This window comes from Bacteroides sp. HMSC067B03 (assembly GCF_001811315.1).
GTDB classification, from domain to species: domain Bacteria; phylum Bacteroidota; class Bacteroidia; order Bacteroidales; family Bacteroidaceae; genus Bacteroides; species Bacteroides faecis.
Map to the genome: position 1 here is coordinate 1 of NZ_KV804360.1, position 24311 is coordinate 24311.

17 protein-coding genes are annotated in these 24311 nt (G+C 42.3%); 11 read left to right on the forward strand and 6 right to left on the reverse strand.

All coding sequences use genetic code 11. The features are described 5' to 3' along the window. Positions 1-50 precede the first annotated feature (50 nt). Together panD and panC are read right to left on the reverse strand one after the other, a co-directional pair. On the reverse strand, positions 51-404 hold the full coding sequence (gene panD, locus HMPREF2794_RS12785; RefSeq protein WP_008759980.1) for an aspartate 1-decarboxylase: 354 nt from the start codon (positions 402-404) through the stop codon (positions 51-53). A gap of 20 nt (positions 405-424) precedes the next feature. After that, positions 425-1273 (reverse strand): pantoate--beta-alanine ligase, encoded by an 849-nt coding sequence (gene panC, locus HMPREF2794_RS12790; RefSeq protein ID WP_010536904.1) that lies wholly within the window; start codon positions 1271-1273, stop codon positions 425-427. Between the two features lie 142 nt (positions 1274-1415). On the opposite strand from panC, the gene HMPREF2794_RS12795 reads away from it, so the two are divergent. Both HMPREF2794_RS12795 and HMPREF2794_RS12800 read left to right on the forward strand, forming a co-directional pair. Beyond that, positions 1416-2255 (forward strand): glycogen/starch synthase, encoded by an 840-nt coding sequence (locus HMPREF2794_RS12795; protein WP_070751641.1) that lies wholly within the window; start codon positions 1416-1418, stop codon positions 2253-2255. 19 nt (positions 2256-2274) lie between these two features. After that, positions 2275-3903 carry a BamH family beta-barrel-assembly machinery protein gene (locus HMPREF2794_RS12800; protein WP_055270337.1) on the forward strand — a complete coding sequence of 543 codons (1629 nt, stop codon included), beginning with the start codon at positions 2275-2277 and terminating at the stop codon, positions 3901-3903. Between the two features lie 232 nt (positions 3904-4135). On the opposite strand, the gene HMPREF2794_RS12805 is transcribed toward HMPREF2794_RS12800, so the two are convergent. Genes HMPREF2794_RS12805 through HMPREF2794_RS12815 form a run of 3 tightly spaced genes read right to left on the reverse strand, consistent with a single transcriptional unit; the run spans position 4136 to position 8827 of the window. Then, positions 4136-5584, reverse strand: a complete 1449-nt coding sequence (locus HMPREF2794_RS12805) for a glycoside hydrolase family 57 protein (RefSeq protein ID WP_010536901.1) — start codon at positions 5582-5584, stop codon at positions 4136-4138. A 13-nt stretch (positions 5585-5597) separates the two neighbouring features. Further along, positions 5598-6872: a glycosyltransferase family 4 protein gene (locus HMPREF2794_RS12810; RefSeq protein WP_010536900.1), complete on the reverse strand. Its 1275-nt coding sequence runs from the start codon at positions 6870-6872 to the stop codon at positions 5598-5600. 17 nt (positions 6873-6889) lie between these two features. Next, positions 6890-8827 carry a glycogen debranching enzyme N-terminal domain-containing protein gene (locus HMPREF2794_RS12815; RefSeq protein ID WP_070751642.1) on the reverse strand — a complete coding sequence of 646 codons (1938 nt, stop codon included), beginning with the start codon at positions 8825-8827 and terminating at the stop codon, positions 6890-6892. Between the two features lie 213 nt (positions 8828-9040). Here HMPREF2794_RS12815 and HMPREF2794_RS12820 point away from each other — a divergent pair, with 213 nt between their 5' ends. Beyond that, positions 9041-9754 carry a rhomboid family intramembrane serine protease gene (locus HMPREF2794_RS12820; RefSeq protein WP_070751661.1) on the forward strand — a complete coding sequence of 238 codons (714 nt, stop codon included), beginning with the start codon at positions 9041-9043 and terminating at the stop codon, positions 9752-9754. On the opposite strand, the gene HMPREF2794_RS12825 is transcribed toward HMPREF2794_RS12820, so the two are convergent. Then, positions 9720-10319: a MarC family protein gene (locus HMPREF2794_RS12825; protein ID WP_010536897.1), complete on the reverse strand. Its 600-nt coding sequence runs from the start codon at positions 10317-10319 to the stop codon at positions 9720-9722. The genes HMPREF2794_RS12820 and HMPREF2794_RS12825 overlap by 35 nt on opposite strands. A gap of 137 nt (positions 10320-10456) precedes the next feature. Here HMPREF2794_RS12825 and HMPREF2794_RS12830 point away from each other — a divergent pair, with 137 nt between their 5' ends. From HMPREF2794_RS12830 to HMPREF2794_RS12865, 8 genes are all read left to right on the forward strand, one after another. Beyond that, positions 10457-11119, forward strand: a complete 663-nt coding sequence (locus HMPREF2794_RS12830; protein ID WP_010536896.1) for a Crp/Fnr family transcriptional regulator — start codon at positions 10457-10459, stop codon at positions 11117-11119. Between the two features lie 838 nt (positions 11120-11957). Further along, positions 11958-13445, forward strand: coding sequence for a hypothetical protein (locus HMPREF2794_RS12835; RefSeq protein ID WP_010536895.1), 1488 nt, complete (start codon positions 11958-11960; stop codon positions 13443-13445). Between the two features lie 18 nt (positions 13446-13463). Next, positions 13464-16553: a SusC/RagA family TonB-linked outer membrane protein gene (locus HMPREF2794_RS12840; protein WP_070751643.1), complete on the forward strand. Its 3090-nt coding sequence runs from the start codon at positions 13464-13466 to the stop codon at positions 16551-16553. 18 nt (positions 16554-16571) lie between these two features. After that, on the forward strand, positions 16572-18623 hold the full coding sequence (locus HMPREF2794_RS12845) for a RagB/SusD family nutrient uptake outer membrane protein (RefSeq protein WP_010536893.1): 2052 nt from the start codon (positions 16572-16574) through the stop codon (positions 18621-18623). Positions 18624-18650: 27 nt separating this feature from the next. Continuing rightward, on the forward strand, positions 18651-19670 hold the full coding sequence (locus HMPREF2794_RS12850; RefSeq protein WP_022300806.1) for a BT_3044 domain-containing protein: 1020 nt from the start codon (positions 18651-18653) through the stop codon (positions 19668-19670). Between the two features lie 9 nt (positions 19671-19679). Then, complete coding sequence (locus HMPREF2794_RS12855; RefSeq protein ID WP_083312076.1) at positions 19680-21524, forward strand: BACON domain-containing protein; 1845 nt, start codon at positions 19680-19682, stop codon at positions 21522-21524. A 107-nt stretch (positions 21525-21631) separates the two neighbouring features. Further along, positions 21632-22345 (forward strand): tetratricopeptide repeat protein, encoded by a 714-nt coding sequence (locus HMPREF2794_RS12860; RefSeq protein WP_010536890.1) that lies wholly within the window; start codon positions 21632-21634, stop codon positions 22343-22345. 162 nt (positions 22346-22507) lie between these two features. Then, positions 22508-24244: an ATP-binding protein gene (locus tag HMPREF2794_RS12865; RefSeq protein ID WP_029425352.1), complete on the forward strand. Its 1737-nt coding sequence runs from the start codon at positions 22508-22510 to the stop codon at positions 24242-24244. The last annotated feature ends 67 nt before the right edge of the window (positions 24245-24311 follow it).

Here is a 24311-nt window from a genome sequence, read left to right on the forward strand (position 1 = left end):
AGGTTGTGCCAGCGTTTTGACACAACCTCTTTCTTATCACAAGATACTTCTTACTTCACTACGCTATTCGTCGCAGGGTCCGGGAAAATCACCGTCGGTTTAAACGACTTCGCTTCCTCAAAATCCATCAGCGCATACGACATGATAATCACAATATCATCCGGTTGCACCTTACGGGCGGCAGCACCATTCAGACAAATCTTGCCTGAACCGCGTTCACCTTTGATAATGTAGGTTTCAAAGCGTTCACCATTGTTATTATCAGCGATATACACTTTTTCTCCCGGAATCATGTTGGCAGCATCCAGCAGGTCTTCATCAATCGTGATACTACCCATGTAGTTCAGATTTGCCTCTGTAACACGTGCACAATGAATTTTCGACTTCAACACTTCAATCATCATAAGGTTTCGTCTTTTAAAATTTAGATTTCTTTATATTTTATATTATCAATCAGTCTGACCTCTCCGCAGAACACTGTGATACAGCCTACTACATACTGAGCATCCTCCCAACTGTTTACCTTTTGCAGCGTGTTTCCGTCAACGATTTCAAAATACTCCAAACGCAATCCCGGAGCAGCCTCTATCGCTTCTTCTACCATCTTCTGCGTCTCACTCACTGTGTGAGAGGTTGCAAAGGTACGACTTTTAAATAATGTCCGAGAAATATTTAAAGCATTTTCACGTTCTTGTGCCGATAAACGTTTATTCCGGCTACTCAAAGCCAGTCCGTCTTCTTCACGAACAATAGGGCAACCTACTATTTCCAGTTTATAATTCATCTGGCGAACCATCTCCCGGATAATTGCCAGTTGCTGAAAATCTTTCTCTCCGAAATAGGCACGATCCGGCTGTATTGCATCAAACAACTTGCTGACAATCTGGCAAACTCCATTAAAATGTCCCGGACGGAAAGCTCCTTCCATTACCGTATCCAACGGAGCATAGCTAAATTCACGCGTATCCGGTTGCGGATACATCTCTTCTACCGAAGGAGCAAAGGCAAATGCCGCACCGCAATCTTCCAACAGGCGGCAGTCAGCATCCAGTGTACGCGGATACTTTGCTAAATCATTTTTATCATTAAACTGAGTGGGATTTACAAAAACACTCACTACTGTTACACCATTCTCACTTACGCTGCGCTTTACCAGTGATGCGTGTCCTACGTGTAAAGCACCCATTGTGGGTACTAGTCCTACCTTCTTACCCTGGGCTCTCAGTACCGTCAATTCGGCCTGTAAGTCCTTGATAGTGTGTATTACTTTCATTTTTGTTAATTGGTTTATGTTTTGGTCGTTTGCAAAAACTCTGCAAAATAAACTAATATTTGCCACATAAAGAAAGAATATGGTATTTAAAGTTCCTTTTTTTTGCTATCTTTGCAGAATATTATAGTGAACTATTGTTATTATGACAAAGGCGAATAAAGTTTTATTTATTACTCAAGAGATTACACCTTACGTTTCAGAATCCGAAATGGCCAATATAGGTAGAAACCTTCCACAGGCAATACAAGAAAAAGGCCGTGAAATCAGGACATTTATGCCTAAATGGGGAAACATTAACGAGCGCAGAAATCAACTGCATGAAGTAATTCGCCTCTCCGGTATGAACCTGATCATCGATGATACTGATCACCCCCTTATTATAAAAGTTGCTTCTATTCAATCCGCACGCATGCAGGTATATTTCATCGACAACGATGACTATTTCCAGAATCGTTTGCAGACAGCGGACGAAAATGGTGTAGAATACGATGACAACGACAGTCGTGCTATCTTCTATGCACGTGGTGTACTGGAAACAGTGAAGAAACTTCGCTGGTGTCCTGACGTTATTCATTGCCACGGCTGGATGACGGCATTAGCTCCTCTTTATATTAAGAAAGCCTACAAAGATGAACCCTCTTTCCGTGATGCAAAAGTTGTATTCTCGGTATATGAAGATGATTTCAAGAATACACTTAGTGATGACTTCGCAACCAAACTGATGTTGAAAGGCATTACCAAGAAGGATTTGGCATCTCTGAAAGAACCGGTAGATTATGCGGCACTTTGTAAACTTGCTGTTGATTATTCCGACGGAATTATACAGAACAGCGAAAAGGTAGACGAATCCATTATTGAGTACGCTCGTCAGTCGGGTAAGTTGGTTCTCGATTATCAGAGTCCGGAAAACTACGCAAACGCATGCAATGAATTCTACGATCAGGTATGGGAAACCACTACAAATAAAGAAGAAGAAGAATAAAAATCTAGATACGACAATCATGAAAGCAAAATATGCCTTGATAGCTTTATTGGCAATCACATTTTTCGGATGCGATGATAGTACAGGTGGCTTGGGATTAGGAATGTTTCCGGGCAATGACCAAAATATCAAAGGAAAGTTATCCACATTTGATGTAATTACTGAATCTGTTAAGACAGGTGACATCTATGCGAAAACTAACATCGGTTATATTGGCAAGTTCACAGATGAAACATTCGGTACTTATCAGGCTGGTTTTTTGGCCCAACTAAATTGTCCGGATGGACTAACTTTTCCTGAACCATACAAAGAAGTTACAGATGCAAGTGGTAATGTTATTTCAGCCACAGGAAGAATGGTTGTCGACGATAAAGACCCAGAAAATAAAGATGTTACTTTTATTAAAGACGGAAATCAAATCATAGGTAACATACGTGCAGTCGAACTCTACCTATGGTATGACAGCTACTTTGGAGACTCATTGACAGCTTGTAGATTAAGTGTATATGAACTAGGAGGTAATGGAAAAGAGACATTAAATCTTGACAATGCTTATTATACAGATATTAATCCTGCAGATTTTTACGACAGTCAGAATATATTGGGAACCAAAGCATATACAGCCGTAGATCTTTCTGTAAAAGATTCCATTCGTAACCTAAGCACATATGTTCCAAGTGTGCATATTACTTTCAAAGAAGATATAGCAACAAGAGTTGGTGGAAATATTTTAACTGCTGCAAGAAAAGCTAAAAATGCTGATAAGGAATTCAATAGCCAATTATTCAGAGAAGCTTTTCAAGGTATTTACGTTAAGAGTGACTATGGTGATGGAACTGTCCTCTACATAGATCAGCCACAAATGAATGTAGTATATAAATGCTATGCAACAGATTCTATTACCGGTAAAAAATTACAGAAAAAAGACGGAAGTGGTAAAGACTCGACTTATTACTCTTATCGTGTGTTTGCTACGACTCGTGAAGTAATCCAAGCCAATCAATTAAAGAATGATCCCGAAAGGATAGATGCATTAATTAAGGAAGATAAAAACACTTATTTGAAAAGTCCGGCAGGTATTTTCACCGAAGCTACACTACCAATTTCAGATATACAAAACGAATTGACAGGCGATACCTTAAATGCAGTAAAACTAACATTCACCAATTACAATCAAACAGGTGATAAGAAGTTTGGTATGGCTATACCATCTACTGTAATGCTTGTACGTAAGAAATTCCAAGATAGCTTCTTTAAAGACAATAAGTTGAGCGACGGCGTATCTTCCTATCTAACTTCACACACAAGTAGTACAAATCAATATGTATTCAGTAATATCACCAAATTGATAAATGCTTGTATCGCAGAAAAGGAAGAAGCTAAAAAGAATGCCGGTAGTTCATGGGATGAAGCTGACTGGTTACTAAAAAATCCGGATTGGAATAAGGTAGTACTTATACCTGTACTTGTGAGTTATGACTCTTCAAATACTACAACTGGTCAGGCCAATATTATTAGAATACAACATGACTTAAAACCGGGTTATGTACGTCTGAAAGGTGGAAGTCTAGGCAAAACAAATCCTGATTATAAGTTGAAGCTTGAAGTTATTTCTACAGACTTCGGATTAACAACTAAGTCAAACTAAAAAATATATAAAAACGGCGCGGGTTACTTCAGTAATTCGCGCCGTTTTTATATATAAAGCCATTAGAAACCAAACAACAAAAACAATTCAATAACGATTACCTTTCATTGGAAGTAATAGCAAACAAGACCTTCTCGGACAATCTCATTCCTATATAACCTCCTAATATAAAAAAACAACCGTGAGGTGATTCTCATCTCCCCACGGTTATAACCAGTTAATTTACATTTTTTTATTCTTCTTTCTTTGCGGCAGCCTTCTTGCGTGTAGCTTTTGCTTTCGGTTCAGCTACTTTCTTCGGTGCAGCAGCCTTTTTTGCAGCCGGCTTCTTTAGTGCGGGCTCCTTAGCTATCTCTTTTTTTGCAGCAGCCTTCTTGGGAGCAGCAGCTCCTTTTTCAGCCTTAGCCTGCCATTTGGTTACTTCCTTTTGCAGTTCAGCGATTTCCTCACCCTGATTCTTAATCGTAGTCAGCAGAGAGTTCAGTTCTTCATTATCTACGTCAACAGGATACAGTGAATCTACTCGTTTGATAAAGTCGCCCAAGATATTCATGTAGTTAGTGAAGGCATCGTAAGGAGAATCATAGATGCCACGATTCAGCCAGATACCTGTATTCTTGGTAGTCATGAAACGGAAGTTGTTGCTGGCCTGCAGATAATCCCAGTCCTGTTTGATACGACGGTCATCACACAGATGAACACGTTCTGCTACGCTATACAACTTATTGAAAGCCTCACGCTGCAGAATATTACCCAGCCAACTGCTTGTATCTCTCTCTTCGTCCACCCATGACATTGGATAAGGAACATCCAGTTGAGACACTGATTTCAGTTTGGATACAATCTCTGTCGGAGTAGAGAAAGTGATACCTTTCGATTTTGCACATTCAGGCAGTGCCTTCAGGAATTCCAGGATATTGGAAGAAAGTGGCTGAGCCATACCCAATGCACTCAATTCCATAAAGATATTAATCACCTGCTCTTCTTGCGGCAATGCATCAATCCAGCTAATGTACTTGTCAGCAAATAATGGATATTCCGGCCATTCCGAATTGGAGAAACGTAATCCTATATCATCAGAAAGTTTAAAATCCCTCAAGAGCAACTTAAGCCCCGGAGCCTGATTACAGTGATATACATAATGCGGGCTCTTCCATCCCAAAATGTGTTTAGCACCTTCCGTCAGCATTCCCTTGAAGCCCATAGAGGCCACCATTCCACCTATTTCATCCGAATAAATCAGACTGGAGTTACGGAACACCTTCGGTTCTTTGCCAAACATCTGTTTCATTTTATCACGCTGACGAAGCACTTCTTCACGGAAGCAGTCTTCGTTAGCCAGAGATGACAAGCCATGTGAATAAGGTTCACACAAGAATTCACAACAGCCGGTATCATTCAGCTGATGCAGCAAGTCAATCACTGCCGGAGCATGAATTTCAAGTTGCTCCAAAGCTACACCCGAAATAGAAAGCGCTACTTTGAAAGCTCCTCCCGAGTTCTTCACCATCTCGATCAGCGTACTGAGAGCAGGTATGTAAGACCGTTCGGCAACCTCATTCATACCGGTTTCATTCGCATAGTCGTCATAGTAATAATGATCGGTGCCGATATCGAAAAAACGGTAGCGTTTCAAGTGTATAATCTGATGTATTTCGAAATAAAGACAGATCGTTCTCATAGTCTATATTATTTTATTGTTTACCATAATTTTTAATAACCTCATCATAGATACCGCGGACTTTATATCCCACGTTCTCCCATTTAATCTCATCCACTTCTTTCTTACCCTCTTCCTTCAGATATTCGTACATAGCCGGGTAAGTACAGATAGAATAAATGGCATCCGCCATGGCGTGAATATCCCAGTAGTCCGTCTTGATACACTTATCCAGAATCTCGGCACAACCGGATTGCTTGGATATAATGGAAGGCACGCTGCATTGCATGGCCTCCAACGGAGAGATACCGAATGGCTCGGATACAGAAGGCATAATATATACGTCACTGGCTTTCAGCACTTCGTACACCTGTTTTCCTTTCATAAAACCGGGGAAGTGGAAACGATCGGCGATACCGCGTTCGGCTACCAGGCGGATCATCTGATCCATCATATCACCGCTGCCAGCCATAACAAAACGGACATTACGCGTGCGGTGCAAAACCATTGCAGCAGCTTCTACAAAGTATTCCGGCCCTTTCTGCATGGTAATACGTCCCAGGAAAGTAACGACCTTCTCGCTCGGATTCTTTTGAGGAACGATATCCTGTATCTCTTGTGACAAAGGAGAAACGGCATTATGCACAGTAGACACCTTCTTCGGGTCCTGAAAATATTTATGGATCACAGTCTGACGGGTCAGTTCACTCACACACATGATGTGGTCGGCATTATCCATGCCATTCTTCTCAATGGCATACACTGTCGGATTGACATTGCCGCGACTACGGTCGAAATCAGTAGCGTGCACATGGATCACCAATGGTTTGCCAGACACTTGCTTGGCATGAATTCCTGCCGGATACGTCAGCCAGTCGTGAGAATGAATGATATCAAACTCCTGCTGACGCGCTACCACCCCGGCAACGATCGAATAGTTATTGATCTCTTCATGCAGATTGTCCGGATAACGTCCGGAAAATTCGATGCATCCCAGATCATTCGTATTGAGATAACTGAAGTCAGCGTAGATATGGTCGCGCAAGTCATAGAACAACTGCGGGTCCATATAGCTTCCTACACGTCCTTTCACATAATCCCAACCGACATTCTTCCACACTACCGGTGTGCTGTTCATACCGATAATTCTTAAAAAGCTCTGATCTTCGTCTCCCCATGGTTTGGGAATACAGAATGTTATTTCCAGATCATCCTGCTGAGACATTCCTTTTGTCAGACCATAACTGGCAGTCCCTAACCCTCCTAAGATATGCGGGGGGAACTCCCATCCAAACATTAAAACTTTCATTTTCGTTCCTCCTCTTTTTAATAATACTTAGACAGTAGCTTTAGAATACGCAGTACTTCGGCGACATTCATGGCAAACGATACAGCTCCGCGTCCTTTAAAAGGCGGATTACCATCGAAAAGTTCAGGCAACGAACTGATACAATGAATTGTCAGTTCATCTTCGAGACCAATAAGCTGGCGTTCAATGAACGACAGACCACTCATCTTATAAATTCGCAGATAGGCTTCCATATAGAATCCCATCAGCCAAGGCCAGGCTGTGCCTTGGTGGTAAGCGTAGTCACGCTGTATCTGAGGACCAACATAGTTAGGGTTATATCCCCCACTCTTCGGGCTCAAGGTACGGAGTCCCTTTGGGGTAAGCAACTCTTTGGTTGCAATATCGAGCACTTGTTTCTTTTGCGCCCGATCCAGCGGAGAATAATCGAATGCTACGGCGAATATCATGTTGGGGCGTACGCTCCAGTCCATCATATTTCCATCCACATAGTCAAGCAAATATCCATATTCATTGCGGAACACTTCGATAAATGATTTTCCCGTCACTTCTGCCTGCGCATCAAGCGCATCCGCCAGAAGAACGTTTCCACCTTCACGAACCAGATCAGCAATAAAACGAAGCGCATTGTACCACAAAGCATTAAACTCTACGATATATCCCGTACGGGGAATCACCGGATGTCCGTTTACAGTAGAGTTCATCCACGTAATCGCTTTGTCGGTGCCATTAGCGTAAAGCAGTCCGTTTTCATGCAGGAAGAGGTTTTCATGTTTCCGCTGACGGATAAATTCCATGATGTCCTCCAGCAGTTCTCCGTATTTCTGGCGGCATTGTTCGCGGGATGTCTCTTTGGCATACTGCTGCAAAGCCCAAACAGCCCAAAGCAGTACGTCCGGATGTTCCATCTCGTAAATTTTGTATCCAGCCGGTTCATCATTGATGAAACTGCGAATCGCTTTTTCCGCTGTCTTCATCACATCTTCAAACTGGTCCACCTCGTCCAGTGCCAGTGTCAGTCCCGGCAGAGATATAAACATATCGCGGGCACGGCATTTGAACCACGGATAACCGGCAAGGATATAATGTTCGCCATCCTGCTGGTTGTGGAACTGATGAGCTGAGTTTTTCAGACAGTGATAGAAGCTATCGCGAGGCGTACGGTCTGCCACTTCGGCTTCGAACGTCTGTTTCAATCTGCGCGGAGTCACTTCGGAAGTACCCGCAGAGAAAACGATGCTTTCTCCTTTCTTTATATCCACTTCAAAATATCCCGGAACATAGAGGTCTTCGTTGAAATCATAACCTCGTTCCTGTTCTTTCGGATATTCAAATCCACGATACCAATCGGGCTGGAAATGGAATTCGCACGACTTGTTCAACTGCATGAACAGTTCCGGATAACCGGGATACATACAAGTCTTGATCCCATTTTCCACAAGCTGATAATCGCGGCTTGCCTGCGCATTTTCGTGTGTATACTCTCGCACACTCCGGAAAGCGAGGAATGGTCGGAAGCGCAAAGTCGTCGCTGAGTGCGCATCCAACAAAGTATAACGAATCAGGATTCTGTTTTCATGATGTACAAAGATTTTTTCTTTGCGTAACACTACTCCTCCAACACGGTAAGTTGTCGCCGGGATATGTTCACAATCGAACTCACGGATATACTTATGTCCATTCGGACTAAAGTTGTTTCCCTGATATTTATGCAATCCCAAGTTAAACTCCGCACCATGTTGAATTACCGTTTCATCAAGAGAAGATAGCAGCACATGATTTTCATCGTCTATATTGGGAACAGGAATTACCAACAGGCCGTGATATTTGCGTGTGTTACAATCAACAATCGTTGTACAATGATAAGCTCCTGCTTTGTTCGTCCGTAGAATCTCCCTTTGCAGGGTTTCTTCCAGATTCGTCATGAGGGTCTTGTCAAATCGTAAATAACTCATAGTTGTGCATTATTTAAAGGTTAATTATTGGTCACTATCATCCGTATATATCTATTGCTGTTCTGTATATATACCATCCAGAGCACTGTATATATAGGTATAATGCCCAAATGTACAAATTCTAGATAAAAACAAAAATAAAAAGGCTTTTTATTTTCAGTTTTTGTGCAAATATTCGTAGTATTGCGTAAAATATCTAAAGAAAAGAATGTAATGAAGCGAGATATTCAGCGTATCATGCTAGCTGCGGTGGTACCGTTGTTCCTTATTTTTATCCTGTTTCTGCTAAAGTTCATGGAAGTTGGCATGGACTGGGACTTCTCCCACATGGGGGTATACCCTATGGAAAAGCGGGGAATAGTGGGTATTTTTACTCATCCGCTGATACACAGCGGGTTCAGTCATTTGCTGGCCAATACGTTGCCATTATTCTTTTTATCGTGGTGTTTGTTCTATTTCTACAGGGGAATAGCGGGACGTATTTTCATGATTATCTGGATCGGGGCCGGATTGCTGACATTCATGATCGGCAAACCGGGATGGCATATCGGTGCCAGCGGACTGATCTACGGACTTGCCTTCTTTCTCTTTTTCAGTGGCATCCTGCGCAAATATGTTCCTCTGATCGCTATTTCACTGCTTGTCACCTTCCTGTACGGAGGAATCATCTGGCATATGTTTCCTTATTTCTCTCCCGCCAACATGTCATGGGAAGGACATCTCAGCGGAGGAATCATGGGAACACTCTGTGCATTCGGTTTCTTGAACCACGGGCCTCAACGACCGGAACCTTTTGCAGACGAAACGGACGACGACGAAGAAGAATCTCCGGAAGAAGATATCAACGATCACAATACAACCGACTCTACGGATATTACCTCACAAATCCCGGTTACGGCTTATGCAATGCCTCAATCAGCAAGGTGATATTGGCAGTAAACAACCTGACAGAGATAGCTAGCAGAATGATGCCGAAAAACTTGCGGATGATGTAGATTCCCCCCTTTCCGAGAAAACGTTCCACACGTCCGGTCATACTTACGACAAAGTAGACCCACAGCATATTCAATATTAAGGCTATAATAATATTTACGCTGGCATATTCGGCACGAAGCGAAAGTAGCGTAGTAAAAGCTCCGGCCCCTGCCAACAAGGGAAAGACCAGAGGAACAAGCGTCGCTTCTTTAATCGGCCCCTGATTTTTGAAGATTTCTATATCCAGAATCATTTCCAGAGACATGAGAAAGATAACAAATGCACCGGCTACCGCGAATGATTCGATATCTACGTGAAAGAGCTTCAACATCATATCCCCTGCATAGAAGAACCCTATCAGTAAGGCAAAGGAAATAACAGTAGCCTTCGTTGCATTCACATCTTTTCCCTTTTCCTTCAGATTAATAATAATAGGTATAGAACCAATAATATCTATTACTGCAAAAAGTACGATAAACGCACTGATCATTTGCTGCCAATTAAAGCCCGTAAACATAATTCCTCCTTTTTTTTGCAAATATACTCTATTTTTATGCATTCAAACAATAAAAAAAACAAAAAGAACGGGGATATGTTGATAGCAGTGTTCTATTATGAGTAAATTTGTACGATTAATAAGAGAGATTACAACGCATGGAAACAATGTTCGATACTTTGCTCCAATTACCTTTATTTCAAGGTCTTTGTCATGAAGATTTCACTAGTATTCTGGATAAAGTCAAGCTACACTTTATCAAACATAAAGCTGGGGAAACCATCATAAAAAGTGGTAATCCCTGCACGCAACTCTGTTTTCTGCTGAAAGGTGAGCTTTCGATTGTCACTAATGCAAAAGACAACATTTATACGGTAATCGAAAAAACAGAGGCTCCCTATCTGATAGAGCCCCAGTCACTATTCGGCATGAATACCAATTACGCATCTTCCTATGTGGCACATACCGAAGTCCATACTGTATGTATCAGCAAAGCATTCGTACTCAGTGACTTGTTCAAATATGACATTTTCCGCCTCAACTATATGAATATTGTCAGCAACCGGGCACAAAATCTCTATTCCCGTCTATGGGATGAACCGACGCTGGATTTAAAAGGCAAAATTATCCGCTTCTTCCTGTTGCACTGTGAAAAGCCACAAGGAGAAAAGGTCTTCAAAGTGAAAATGGATGATCTGGCACGCTGTCTGGATGATACACGATTAAATATTTCAAAAACACTGAATGAATTACAGGATAGTGGCTTAATCGAGTTACACAGAAAAGAGATTCTGATTCCGGATGCTCAAAAACTACTTTAAGAGATTGATTTTTCGGGTAGAACAATCTAATATAATAATAAGGTAGAATAAACTCAAAAATACAGTCTCCCATTATATCCAAAAGAAAAATCGACCTATTTTTCTAAGAGATTAGTTGAAATACAGCATTACTTTTCATTCTGAAGAGTAAAAAAGACATTATGCAAAATTGAATGATTTTGAAGAAGTTGTAATAGGACTTGGTATATGATCGTGTAAATACTTGAAATACAATATATTATTGAGCGTATAAATATTTGAGATAACAATTTGTGAACTATTTAGTAGAATTGATATCCTAAAAAAATAGTGCTTATTGATAATTAAAATAAAAAAGATATTGTATTTTTCGTTTTTATTAATAACTTTACACCGTCTAAGAATATACATGTACTTAATAACCTTTGAATAGCCTATGGAAACTGTAGAAAATATACTTTTGGGTATGAAAATACCAAGTCCTATTACGACTTAGCCCAATTAACCAGTATGATTATAACCTTAAATTAACATTTATGAAAACTCCTAGTAACAAACCTCCGCCTTTCAAAAACGGAGTATTTGCTTTCATTTTTTACTTGCATTTCAGCACAGCTCAGAATAGATATAATATGTATTCTGAGTTCATTATCAACTTCAATACCCCCAATTTAAGAAGATGAATAATAGCAGTCAAACACACCCATATATTTTCAAACTTACTCATACATACAAAAACAAACGTATACCCCCTTGTATGCATACCCTAGTTCTACCCATATCGTAGACACATAAGAGTAGGTTTCCCTATCATTTTTTTTAACCAATCTAATTATTAACCTTTTATCACAGAAAAACAATGCGAAAAAGAAGAGTTTATTGGACGCTGTTCATTACAGCTTTCGCGTGGTTAGCTTCCTGTTCAGATGACGACATCAATGGAAGCAGCGGGTTCAACCCAAACCAGCCTATTGAGATTACAGAATTTTATCCTGATTCCGGAGGTATAGCCACTCCGATGATCATCGAAGGCCGCAACTTCGGTACAGACACCACTGGCATGAAAGTCTATTTTGAAGATGTAGACGGGATCAGACATCCTGCCGGATTAGTCAGCAGTAACGGTAGCAGAATCTATGCATTTGTTCCCAAAGGACTCACCTTCAAAAGAGAGATGAATATTCTTGTAGAAAGAAGAACGCCCGACGGTCAAGAATACATAGGCAAAGCACCAGACCAATTCCTATACAAGACACAAACCAGTGTTAGTACGGTAGCAGGACTTGCATCACCGGACAATAATATAAACACCGTTGGTGGTGACCTTGCCACATGTACTTTCTCCTCTCCTTTCTATCTCTGTATAGACGGTGAAGACAATATATTTGTGGTAGACCGTAAAGGAGACAGTGGAAAAGCCAAACAACCAAACACAACCTGCCGCAATGAAAAAGGTGAAGGCGTAAACGGAAACATTTCAATGATTTCCATCGCCAGCAATTCTTCCATTGTATTAAAATATGGAACTGCATATATTAATGCCCCGGCTTATTCTGATGAAAAAGATGCTGAAGCTGTTTACATTCCGGATGATGCCGGCATGAAGTATTATGACATGCAAAAACTTCTAAACTATGTTCCCCGATATAGAACAGTCTTGAAATCAGAAGAACTCAGCACTGTAGACGAAAACAACTGGAAGCATTGCTTTGTAATCAACAAGCAGGATCACATGATCTATACTGTCATGTGGAAAGGGCAATTGGTTCGAATCAATCCTAAAAACCGTACAGCAGAAATTTTGCTAAAGAAAATATCTAATGTAGCAACAGGCGACGGCGGTGGAGCAGGAAGTGACTCCTATATCGCATTCAGCCCTATCAAAGGAGAAGAAAACGTACTCTATGTATCTCTTGCAGACTTTCACCAGATTTGGAGAGTGGACGTATCCAAAATCACTCCGGAGGATAAAGACACTTATAACGGAGAGCCATACGCAGGAAAAGCAATCTACGAAGGAGTTATGAACGGGAAGGGCTGGGAAGACGGCTTGCTGAAGAACGCCAAATTCAGACATCCGCGCCAGATCTGTTTCACCGACGACGGAAAAATGTACATTGCTGACAGTGGTAATTCCTGCATCCGCGTAGTAGATACTACTATGCCGAAAGAAAGAGCAGCCGTAACCACACCTATCGGTCTGCCGGGAGCGGAAGGTTATAAGGATGGAGGTCCGGAAATTGCCAAATTCCACTTCCCTTGCGGAGTAGCAGTCAACAGTGATGGAACTATTGTATATGTAGCCGACACACAGAACAAAGTGATTCGTAAATTATCCATTGAATAACCTTATACAAAATACAATATGAGAAATAATTTTCTACTGATTGTACTGATCATGGCGCTTATACCGCTGACGAGTTACAGTCAAGACAATAAGAAAAAACAGTTTACTGTAGCGGGGGTCGTAATAGACAAAACCGGTGAACCGCTACCGGGTACCACCATTTATGTTAAGAATGCACCGGGAGTGGGAACCTCAGCAGATATGGATGGTAAATTCAGTATCAAAGTAGATGCCAACCAAATATTAGTCATTCAGGCTATTGGAATGAAATCTATCGAGAAACTGGTGACTAAAGATGAAATGACACTCAAAGTTACACTGGAAGAAGATGACACCAAGCTTGACGAAGTAGTGGTCACAGGTATGACTTCACAAAAAAAGATATCAGTAGTAGGTGCAATCAGTACCATTGATGTAGCCCAGCTCAGTACTCCCGGTACTTCCCTCAACAACATGATCGGCGGACGGTTGGCTGGTGTCATCACCATGCAGAGTTCGGGCGAACCGGGAAAAAACATCTCTAACTTCTGGATTCGTGGTATCAGTACTTTCGGAGCCAGCTCCGGTGCATTAGTGCTGATTGACGGTATCGAAGGCCGCCTTGAAGACATTGATCCTGATGATGTAAAATCGTTCAGTATCCTGAAAGATGCCTCCGCCACCGCTGTGTATGGTACCCGAGGTGCCAATGGCGTGGTCTTGGTTACCACTAAACGTGGAGAAACAGGCAAACTTACCATCACAGGACGAGCAACATTAAAGGTATCGCATATCAAACGTCTGCCCGAATACCTGGGAGCTTATGACTACGCTCTCCTTGCCAATGAGGCACGTGCCATGTCGGGTGAAGACGACCTTTACTCCCGTCTGGAACTGGATCTGATAAAATACAATTTGGATAAAGACCTTTACCCGGATGTTAACTGGATAGATGAAATAATGAAACGCACATCTATACAGCAGAACTATTACATCAATGCACAAGGAGGAGGCGACATAGCCAGATATTATCTTTCATTAGGGTATCAGGATGAAGGAGCGGCCTACCGGCAGGAAGACAACCTGTTCAAAAAGCCCTTGTCATATAAAAAAATAACATACCGTGCCAATATCGACATGAATCTGACCAAAACAACCAAAGTTTATTTTGGTCTGGACGGATATATTTCCAACTATACCAGCCCGGGTGGACAAAACACGAATACGGTATGGTCAGCAGTCCGTCAGCTAACTCCACTGATGTTTCCTAAAACCTATTCAGACGGCACCTTCCCTTCTTATGGAAAACATGACCTTGCTTCTCCGTATGTCATGCTGAATAACACCGGATACACGCAAGATGAAACTCAGCGTAATATGCTTACACTCAAACTTGAACAGGAATTCGGAGGATTCCTGAAAGGAATGACAGCGTCGGTACAAGCGATGAGCGAAAATATCAATTATTTCAATGAAGGACGTTACATATGGCCTGACCTCTACCGCGCTACAGGAAGAAGTTCACAAGGTGTACTCATCAAAACATTGCGTACTGCCAAAGAGAACATGAAATATACACAAAATAACAACAGATACAGAAAATACTACATGGAAGCCAAAGCCAACTGGGACCGTACATTTGGTTTGCACTCACTAGGAGCATTGGCTTTATATTACATGGAAGATGTTCATAACACCCAATGGGAGTATGACGCAATGGGTATCAATGCCATTCCTCAACGCCGTCAAAACTTATCAGGACGTGTTTCCTATGGCTATAACAATTGCTATTTCATTGATGCAAACTTCGGTTACACTGGTTCTGCACAATTCGAAAAAGGAAAAAGATTCGGTTTCTTCCCTTCCATTGCTGTAGGCTGGGTACCGACATCTTATAACTGGGTCAATGAGGCCATTCCCTGGTTAAGCTTCCTCAAGTTCCGCGGCTCCTACGGTCAGGTAGGTAATGACCAGATCAGTGGTGACCGGTTCCCTTATTTGACATTAATCAATGACAATGCCGCCTCTTACTGGGGATATCGTGAACGGGGTATTACAGAAACCGTGAAAGGAGCCGACAACCTTCAATGGGAAGTAGCAAAGAAGCTCAACTTTGGTATCGATGCCAAGTTCTTCCACGACAAGCTCTCTGTCACTGTCGACTTTTTCCGCGATACACGTGACCACATCTTCCAGGATCGTGTGACGCTGCCTAAGTTTGTAGGTATGGTTACCGTCCCGAAATCAAATGTAGGAAAAATGCATAGCTATGGTTCGGACGGAAACTTCGAATTCTTCCACCAGATCAATAAAGACATGAGCTTCACTGTACGCGGCAATTACACTTTCTCTCAGAATATTATTGATTACTATGAAGAAAACAAGTTACCTTATGATTATCTGAGTGTAACCGGAAAACCCTTTAACATCCTTCGCGGATATATTGCAGAAGGCCTCTTCTCCAGTAAAGAAGAAATCAACACAAGTGCCGACCAAAGCGGATTCGGCCGCATTCGTCCGGGAGATATCAAATATCGTGACGTAAATGGAGACGGTATTATCAATGACGATGACAAAGTACCTTTGTCCTATTCCAACCAACTCCCCCGGGTAATGTATGGGTTCGGAGCCGATTTTCATTGGAAAGACTTAACCCTCAGCTTCCTTTTCAAAGGTTCGGCAAAAGTAGACTACTACCGTTCGGGACTCGGTAATGACGCAGGATGGATTCCCTTCTATAACGGAGAGCTCGGCAACGTTATCAAGCTGGCCAACAATCCCAAGAACAGATGGACGCCCGCATGGTATTCAGGCACCACCGCTACGGAAAATCCCCATGCAGAATTCCCACGTCTCTCCTATGGAGGCAATACGAACAACTCCCAGCTTTCCTCTTTCTGGAAACGGAACGGTTCTTTCCTGCGCTTTCAGGAACTCAGTCTGAAGTACAACCTGAAGACTCCATGGATAAAAAAGACAGGACTATCTTCTGTCGATCTGGAGTTTGTTGCCAACAACCTTTTTACTATCGACAAAGTGAAGTATTTTGATCCGGAACAGGCATCTGCAAACGGGGCTGCTTATCCGATACCGGCAACTTACACGTTCCAGGTTTATCTTAAATTCTAAAAATAATATAGAACACTCATGAAAAAGTTATTCAAAATAATATTGGGAGCAACAGTAGGAAGTACACTACTACTCAGTTCCTGCAATTTTCTGGATGTAGACCCATACTTCGAAGCTACTTTCAAAGAAGACTCCATCTTTCACAGCAAGAAAAATGCTGAAGGTTATCTCTGGAACACTCCGAAAGGTTTTCCCGACGCAGGGGCTATCTGGGGAAATTCCTGGAATCCGGGGGAATCTGCTTCGGACGAAATAACACTTAAATATCAGACAAATGAATTTTGGGGACTACAATTTTCCGTAGGTACCATCAACAGCAGAAATCTGCCTATCCAAAACCAATGGTACGACATGTATGTCATTGTAGCAAGATGTAACAAAATGCTTAAAGAAGTCTACAATGTACCTGATATGAACGAAATGGACAGAAGACGCTATCTCGGATATGTTCACTTCATGCGTGGGTACGCTTATTATCATCTTTTGATGAACTGGGGACCGTTGATTATCGTAGGCGATGAAGAACTGAGCACCTCCGAACCTGCCGAATATTATAATCGCGAACGGGCTACCTATGATGAGTCTGTAGATTATATATGCGATGAATTCCGCCTGGCAACTCAAGGCATCTATTCGGCGGATGAGCAAAGCGTCAACTATTATCAACGTCCGACCAAAGGAGCAGCCATGGCACTCATCGCCCGTTTGCGTCTCTTCCAGGCTTCACCGCTTTTCAATGGCGGAGCTGCAGCCCGTAAATGTTTCGGGACCTGGAAACGTAAAAGCGACGGAGCCTACTATGTCAATCAAGAGTATGACCCGAGACGCTGGGCCGTCGCAGCAGCTGCCGCCAAACAGCTGACCAAAATGGGATACGAGCTACATACAGTGGAAGCAGATGCCCAGAACCCATATCCTCTGGCCTCCAATGTCCCTACTGCCAACTTCCCTGACGGAGCAGGCAATATCGATCCTTATCACTCCTACTCCGACATGTTCACAGGAGAAGGTATCATACAGACTAATAAAGAATTCATCTGGGCGATGGAATCCAGTAACGTCACTAACTATACCCATCACTCATTCCCTGTCAAGTTTGGCGGATGGGGTTCAATGTCTGTGCCGCAGAGGGTAATTGATTGCTATCTGATGGCAGATGGGCGGACTATTCATAATTCATCGGCAGAATATCCATATGAACCGGACTTCAGCAGACTCACCGGCGAATCCAAAAAACTGGGGACATACCTACTGAGGGAAAACGTACCTATGATGTACGCCAATCGTTCGGCACGCTTCTATGCCTCGATAGGTTTTCCGGGTCGCTACTGGCCGATGAGTTCAGCTTCTACCGACGCCTCCTACGTCAATCAGCAATTCTGGTATTCTCACGATGATACCAATGCCGGAATTGCCGGTGCCGGAAATAACGTAAACGACTACAGTGTCAGCGGTTATGTTCCCGTCAAATACATTCATCCGGACGACTCATGGGCTAACGGCAAAGGGAGTGTAAAAGGCGCATTCGTCACCAGCCCTAAACCGTTCCCTATCATCCGTTATGGTGAAGTGCTACTGGAATATGTAGAAGCATTGAACCGTGTAGAAGGTACAGTGACCGTAGAAGTATCCGACAATACAGGTACACTTATTGAGGAAACCGTTAGCCGTGATCCGGCAGAAATGGCTAAATATTTCAACATGATACGTTATCGCGTCGGCTTGCCGGGAGTAGATGCCAACGACATGGCAGAAGCAGACAATTTTGAAAAAATCATCCGCAATGAACGTCAGGTAGAGCTCTTTAACGAAGGATACCGATATTTCGATACGCGCAGGTGGGGAACCTATCTGGACGAAGATGCCAACAGCTCCAACTGGCGGGGACTGGATGTGACAAAAGACCGTACAAACGCCAACGGTAATGAAGGATTCTGGAATATTGTGACGATCAATACACAAAATGTGCGAGACCGCATTGCACTGCCTAAAATGGTATTCTTACCGATCCGCCATGATGAATTGCTGAAGGTTCCCAATGCCGACCAGAATTTCGGATGGGACAGATAATATCAAAACATGAATAACAGACTGAATATGAAAAAGAAATTTAATATAATGCTCTGCACCCTTATAGGTGTATTGAGTGCTTGCAATGAATACGATTTCGACCAGGAACAATACCGGAACGAAGTAGGCTTACTCAGTAATTCGAGTCTGATCTACGACCGGCAGGTGGCTAATGTAGGACAAGAAAAAGATACGGTCTATCTGGTTGCCACGGTTAGCGGCTCACAAATAAGCCCTAACACACACCATGTAGCTCTTCTGGAATCGGACTCTTTGCTGAAAGCATACAACAAATCCAACTTTGATATAGAAAAAGAAAAATTTGCCAAACTGCTTCCCGATGAATGCTATGATTTTCCCAATAAGGAACTGGATATTCAGGCAGGCACTTCCAAAGTAATGTTTCCGATCTATCTGAAAAATCTGGAAAGGATTTCACCGGATTCCATTTATTTTCTGGATTACAAGATAGATCCGGACAAAACACCTAATTATAATCCGGATAAAAGTCATGTATTATTGCGTATCTATAAAGAAAACTATTACGCAACGACAAAGACTTCTACCTACTACAATTATACAAGCAGTACGATTGTAATTCCTAACCCCAGTGGTAGTCCCGAAGTCCGTAGACCGACAAATGCCAATCAAGTATTCCCGATCGGTGCCAATTCGGTACGTATGATGGCAGGTGATGAAGATCTTGGCGATTATAAGACAGCAAGAAGCAGAATTGTATCTAAGAGTATCATTCTGGAAATTGGCGAGCAGCAACCGGAGAATCCTCAGGCCAGAGAACTTACCATCAGAGCGCATGACAGAGTTAATGATGTGGAAGTGGACCCGGTCGATGTAGTACAACTTACTCCAATCGATGATTACGACAACACATTCCTGTTAAACGCTATCCGTACACCCGACGGACGTGCCACTTATTACAAAGAGTTCCGTCTGCATTATAAATATCGCCTGGAATCCACTGCCCCTTACCGGGAAGTGAAAGCCAAACTGCGATATGAATTTAACCCAAGAGTAGATAACTTGTAATCAAATCAAATGAGTATGAAAAAAAATATATTAATCATCGGGCTCGCAAGCATATTCGGAATTGCTTCCGGACTTATCTCTTGTTCGCCCGATTACGAAACCGAGTTTAAAGTAGAAACACTGGTAGTTCCTGATAAAAGTCAGGCACCTATCACTTTCCCACTTCTGGGAGGAGAACATGAAATTGAAGTGCAGACCAATGTACCACTCGACAGATGGAGTGCCCAGTCCAATGCAGAATGGTGCAAGGTAGTACAACACGAGGGCAAAGTAGTCGTATCTGCCAGTGCAAACAATATATACAAACAACGCCAGGCGGAAATCACTGTAGCCTATGGTCATCAAAGCTATTCCATCACTGTCTCGCAGTTTGGTAAAGAACCGGCCATCCTGATAGGTGACAAGCTACAGCAGGAAGGATATGTAGAAATAATAGATGCAGAAAGAGAAACATTGACAATTCCTGTAGCAACCAACCTGAATCTGGATAATATCATTATACCAGACACTTGCGACTGGATACGTCTGGCAGAGCAACCTGCCACATTTGATGCAAAGACGCGTGCAGCGGAAGACGTAAACAAACAGGAACTGAAATTTACGCTGGATAAAAGCACCGAGACTGACGTACGTTATTGTACGATTATCCTCCAGTCTTCCCAGAATTACAGCTATACAGCTTCTTTCCTGATAAAGCAACAACCCAGAGGTTATATAGTCGAAATCGATGAAGACAAGAAGATTTATGAAGTGAAGGCAATGGGAGAAACAATCACTATTCCTTTCAAAGTGAATTCTCCTGCCGGTGAAGTGTCATATACCTATGAAATCGAAGAATCCGCCCAATCCTGGATCACTCCAGTATCACTACCCGCTTCAAGAGCACTGCGTGATGTCTCCGAAAGCTTTATCATTAAAGCCAACACTGAAGTTGAGAATCAACCTCGTGAAGGAAAGATAACCTTCAAGAGCACCAATAGCACCGACAAAGTACCAAGTCAGTTCATAGTCACAGTAAAACAGGCCGGATTTATCGCGACACCTCCTTTAAATGTAATCAATGCTACTGCTACTCCGGGAGCCGGAAGTATTCAGCTGCAATGGGAGATACCTGAAGATGTAGACTTCAACAAGATAAAGATTACCTATTACGATAAAGTCACGAAAGAAAATAAAGAGATCGTGATAAATGACTATAAGACAACATCCTATATCATAGATGATACTTACCAATGTGCAGGTGAATACTCATTTACTATCAACACCTATGGTCCTACGGGTATGGAGACAGATAGTCCGGTAACAGTGACAGGCATTTCCGGCGAAGCTTCCGAAATGGAACGGGTTACTCTTACTATCGACATGCTTTCCGACAATGCCAATCATGTCGGAGACGGAGGTGGTTTACCGGCATTGATTGATGGCAAAGTCAGTACTTATTATCATACTAAATGGAATGCTCCTGTTACAACAGAAGCCCATTATGTCCAGATCAAACTGAGCAAACCATTAAAAGACCTTTGTTTTGAATATGATGCACGTCAAAGCGGAGTGAATAACGGAGGCGACGTAAAAGCCGCAACGATATATGGAAGCATGAACGGTGAGTTCTTTGAAAGTATGGGTAGTGAAGAGTTCAATCTGCCGACAACAAACGGTGGACATGCTACCGCTAAAAACAATGTGAGCGGAAAACAAGCCTATAACTATATCCGATTTACTCCTACGGCTCGCCGTGACAAAGATCCATTAAATTATACTGTCGCAGGCAGCGCATGGTGGAATATGTCCGAGATATACCTTTACAGAATAAGACATGATGAAGCCTGGGCAAGAGAACAGCTAGGCATTTAATAAAACAAGAAAAGACTGACGAAGAACAAAATAATATCAGATTAGACACATTTTCTTATCGAGTTCTTCGCCAGTCTTACTTTTTATAAAATTAGATGATAAGAATTATGAATATAAAATCCAGAAAATCGGGCTTCTTATTAACTATCTTGTCAATGATTATTACAACCACAGGTTGCCATTCCCGGCAAGAGCCCAAAGTAGACATCACTCCTCATCATATCAATCTTCAGGCAGACAGTTTCTACCAGCAAGCAATGACACTAATGGAATCTTCTTATGACGTAGACTCCACTCGAAAATGCATCCGCTTTCTGGATAAAGCTTTGGCAATCGACAGTCTAAATCCCGACTATTATGGCATAAAAGCCAAGCTTTTATCTGAAATGGGAGAACTGGACTCCGCCCTGCATGTACAAACGCTCGCGATGAAGAAAAAAGCAATTACCGGTGAATATCTGTTTCAGCTAGGATTACTTCAGGCTGCCAAAGACATGTACACCGAAGCTCACGAAAGTTTCGGCCAAAGCAGAGCCTTTCTTCAGGCGGTATTAAAGCAATATCCTGACAGTCTGGGAGCTTTCATTCTGGCAGAAGCAGCCAATGCCCTCTACGAGAAAGAAGATTCACTGTTTATGAGAGATATTGATGAAATTCGCAAACGTTTTCCCGAAAGACTAATGGAAATAGAAATGACCCGAAGAGTGAAACCGCATTCATTGGTCAATCAAATAAGAAACATTCAGATAAAAAAGGATTATAATATTGATTTTGATTTGGATAGTCTGGTTGAGGAAACGGTGAAACGAGTACGGGAGTAACAAGAAATAAAGACTAATCGACGAAACGAAATCAAAGCATGACATATCATAAGTTCTCCACTTCAAGTTCCAACTTTCCTCTCCTTTTCTTTGTTCTTTCAGCCGGAATAGACTACTTTTGTCTTATTCCGTGAGCAATGAACTAAAATAACAGGAATTATGATGAATGATGCTAAGAGAATCCCTTATGGAGTTTCCAATTTCGTGGAAGTGGTGGAACAAAATCAATATTATGTAGATAAGACCATGTATCTGCCTTTACTGGAGAAGCAACCCAGCAGTTTATTCTTTATACGCCCGAGGCGTTTCGGCAAAAGTATTTTCCTGAGCATGCTTCGTGCCTATTATGACATCTCGCAAAAAGAAAAATTTCAAAAACGCTTCGGTGATTTATGGATAGGCAGCCGGCCCACTCCTTTGCAGGGAGCATTCCAGATACTTTTTCTCGATTTCTCACGCATAGCCGGAATTGATGGAACATTGGCACAACACTTTGACGATTATTGCTGCGGCGGACTGGATGATTTCGCATCTATTTATGAACCATACTATTATCCGGGCTTTGCATTAGAAATGAAGCAATTGGAAGGCTCCACCAATAAACTGAATTTTCTGGATCGGAAAGCCCGCAACAATGCCTCCCGCCTCTATCTGATTATCGACGAATACGACAACTTCACCAACGTAGTTCTTAACGAACAAGGAAATGAAGTCTACCATGCCCTGACGCATGCCAGCGGATTCTATCGGGAGATTTTCAAGAAGTTTAAAGGCATGTTCGAACGTATCTTCATGACGGGCGTCAGCCCCGTCACATTAGATGATCTCACCAGCGGATTCAATATTGGATGGAACATCAGTACTGACTTTCAATTCAATATGATGCTGGGCTTCAGTGAAACGGATGTGCGAACCATGCTCCAATATTATAAAGACGCAGGACAACTGTCGGCAGATACGGATATAGATGCGATGATTCAGGAAATGAAACCGTGGTATGACAATTATTGCTTTGCAAAGGAAAGTTTGGAACGTGATCCGAAAATGTTCAACTGCGACATGGTATTTTATTATCTGCGCCATTATATAACGTTAGGAAAGTCTCCCGAGCAGATGATTGACCCTAACACCCGCACGGATTATAACAAAATGAAGAAATTGATCCGACTGGACAAACTGGACGGGAACCGCAAAGGTGTGTTGCGCAAAATCACCGAAGAGGGAGAAATTATCACTAACTTAGTGACGACCTTTCCCGCTACCGAAATTGCCAACCCGGAAATCTTCCCCAGTCTGCTCTTTTATTATGGCATGCTGACCATCACCGGCACACGCGGGGTCCGTCTGATACTGGGCATTCCCAACAATAATGTACGTAAGCAATATTACGATTTCCTATTGGAAGAATATCAAGAGAAACGGCATATCGATTTGAATAGCTTAGGAGATTTGTTTGATGATATGGCATTCGACGGCCAATGGCAAAAAACACTGGAGTTTATCGCCCATGCTTACAAAGAAAATTCTTCAGTACGTAGTGCCATTGAAGGTGAACGAAATATCCAAGGATTCTTTACTGCCTACATGAGTGTGAATGCTTATTACCTGACTGCCCCGGAAGTAGAGCTGAATCATGGCTACTGCGACTTATTCTTAATGCCGGACCTGTTGCATTATGAAGTAAACCATAGCTATATCATAGAATTGAAATACCTTTCGGAGAAAGATTCCGATGCGAAAGCCGAAACACAATGGGAAGAAGCCGTTGCACAGATCAGAGAATATGCTGCCGCTCCCAAAGTACGTCAGTTTGTACAGAACACGAAGCTACATTGCATTGTGGTACAGTTCCGTACCTGGGAATTGCAACGGATGGAAGAAATCCCCATTGATTTATAACTGATATTTGCTCCCATGCTACCACAAATGACTTCAACGTCCCTATTCATCGGACCTCCAGCGATGA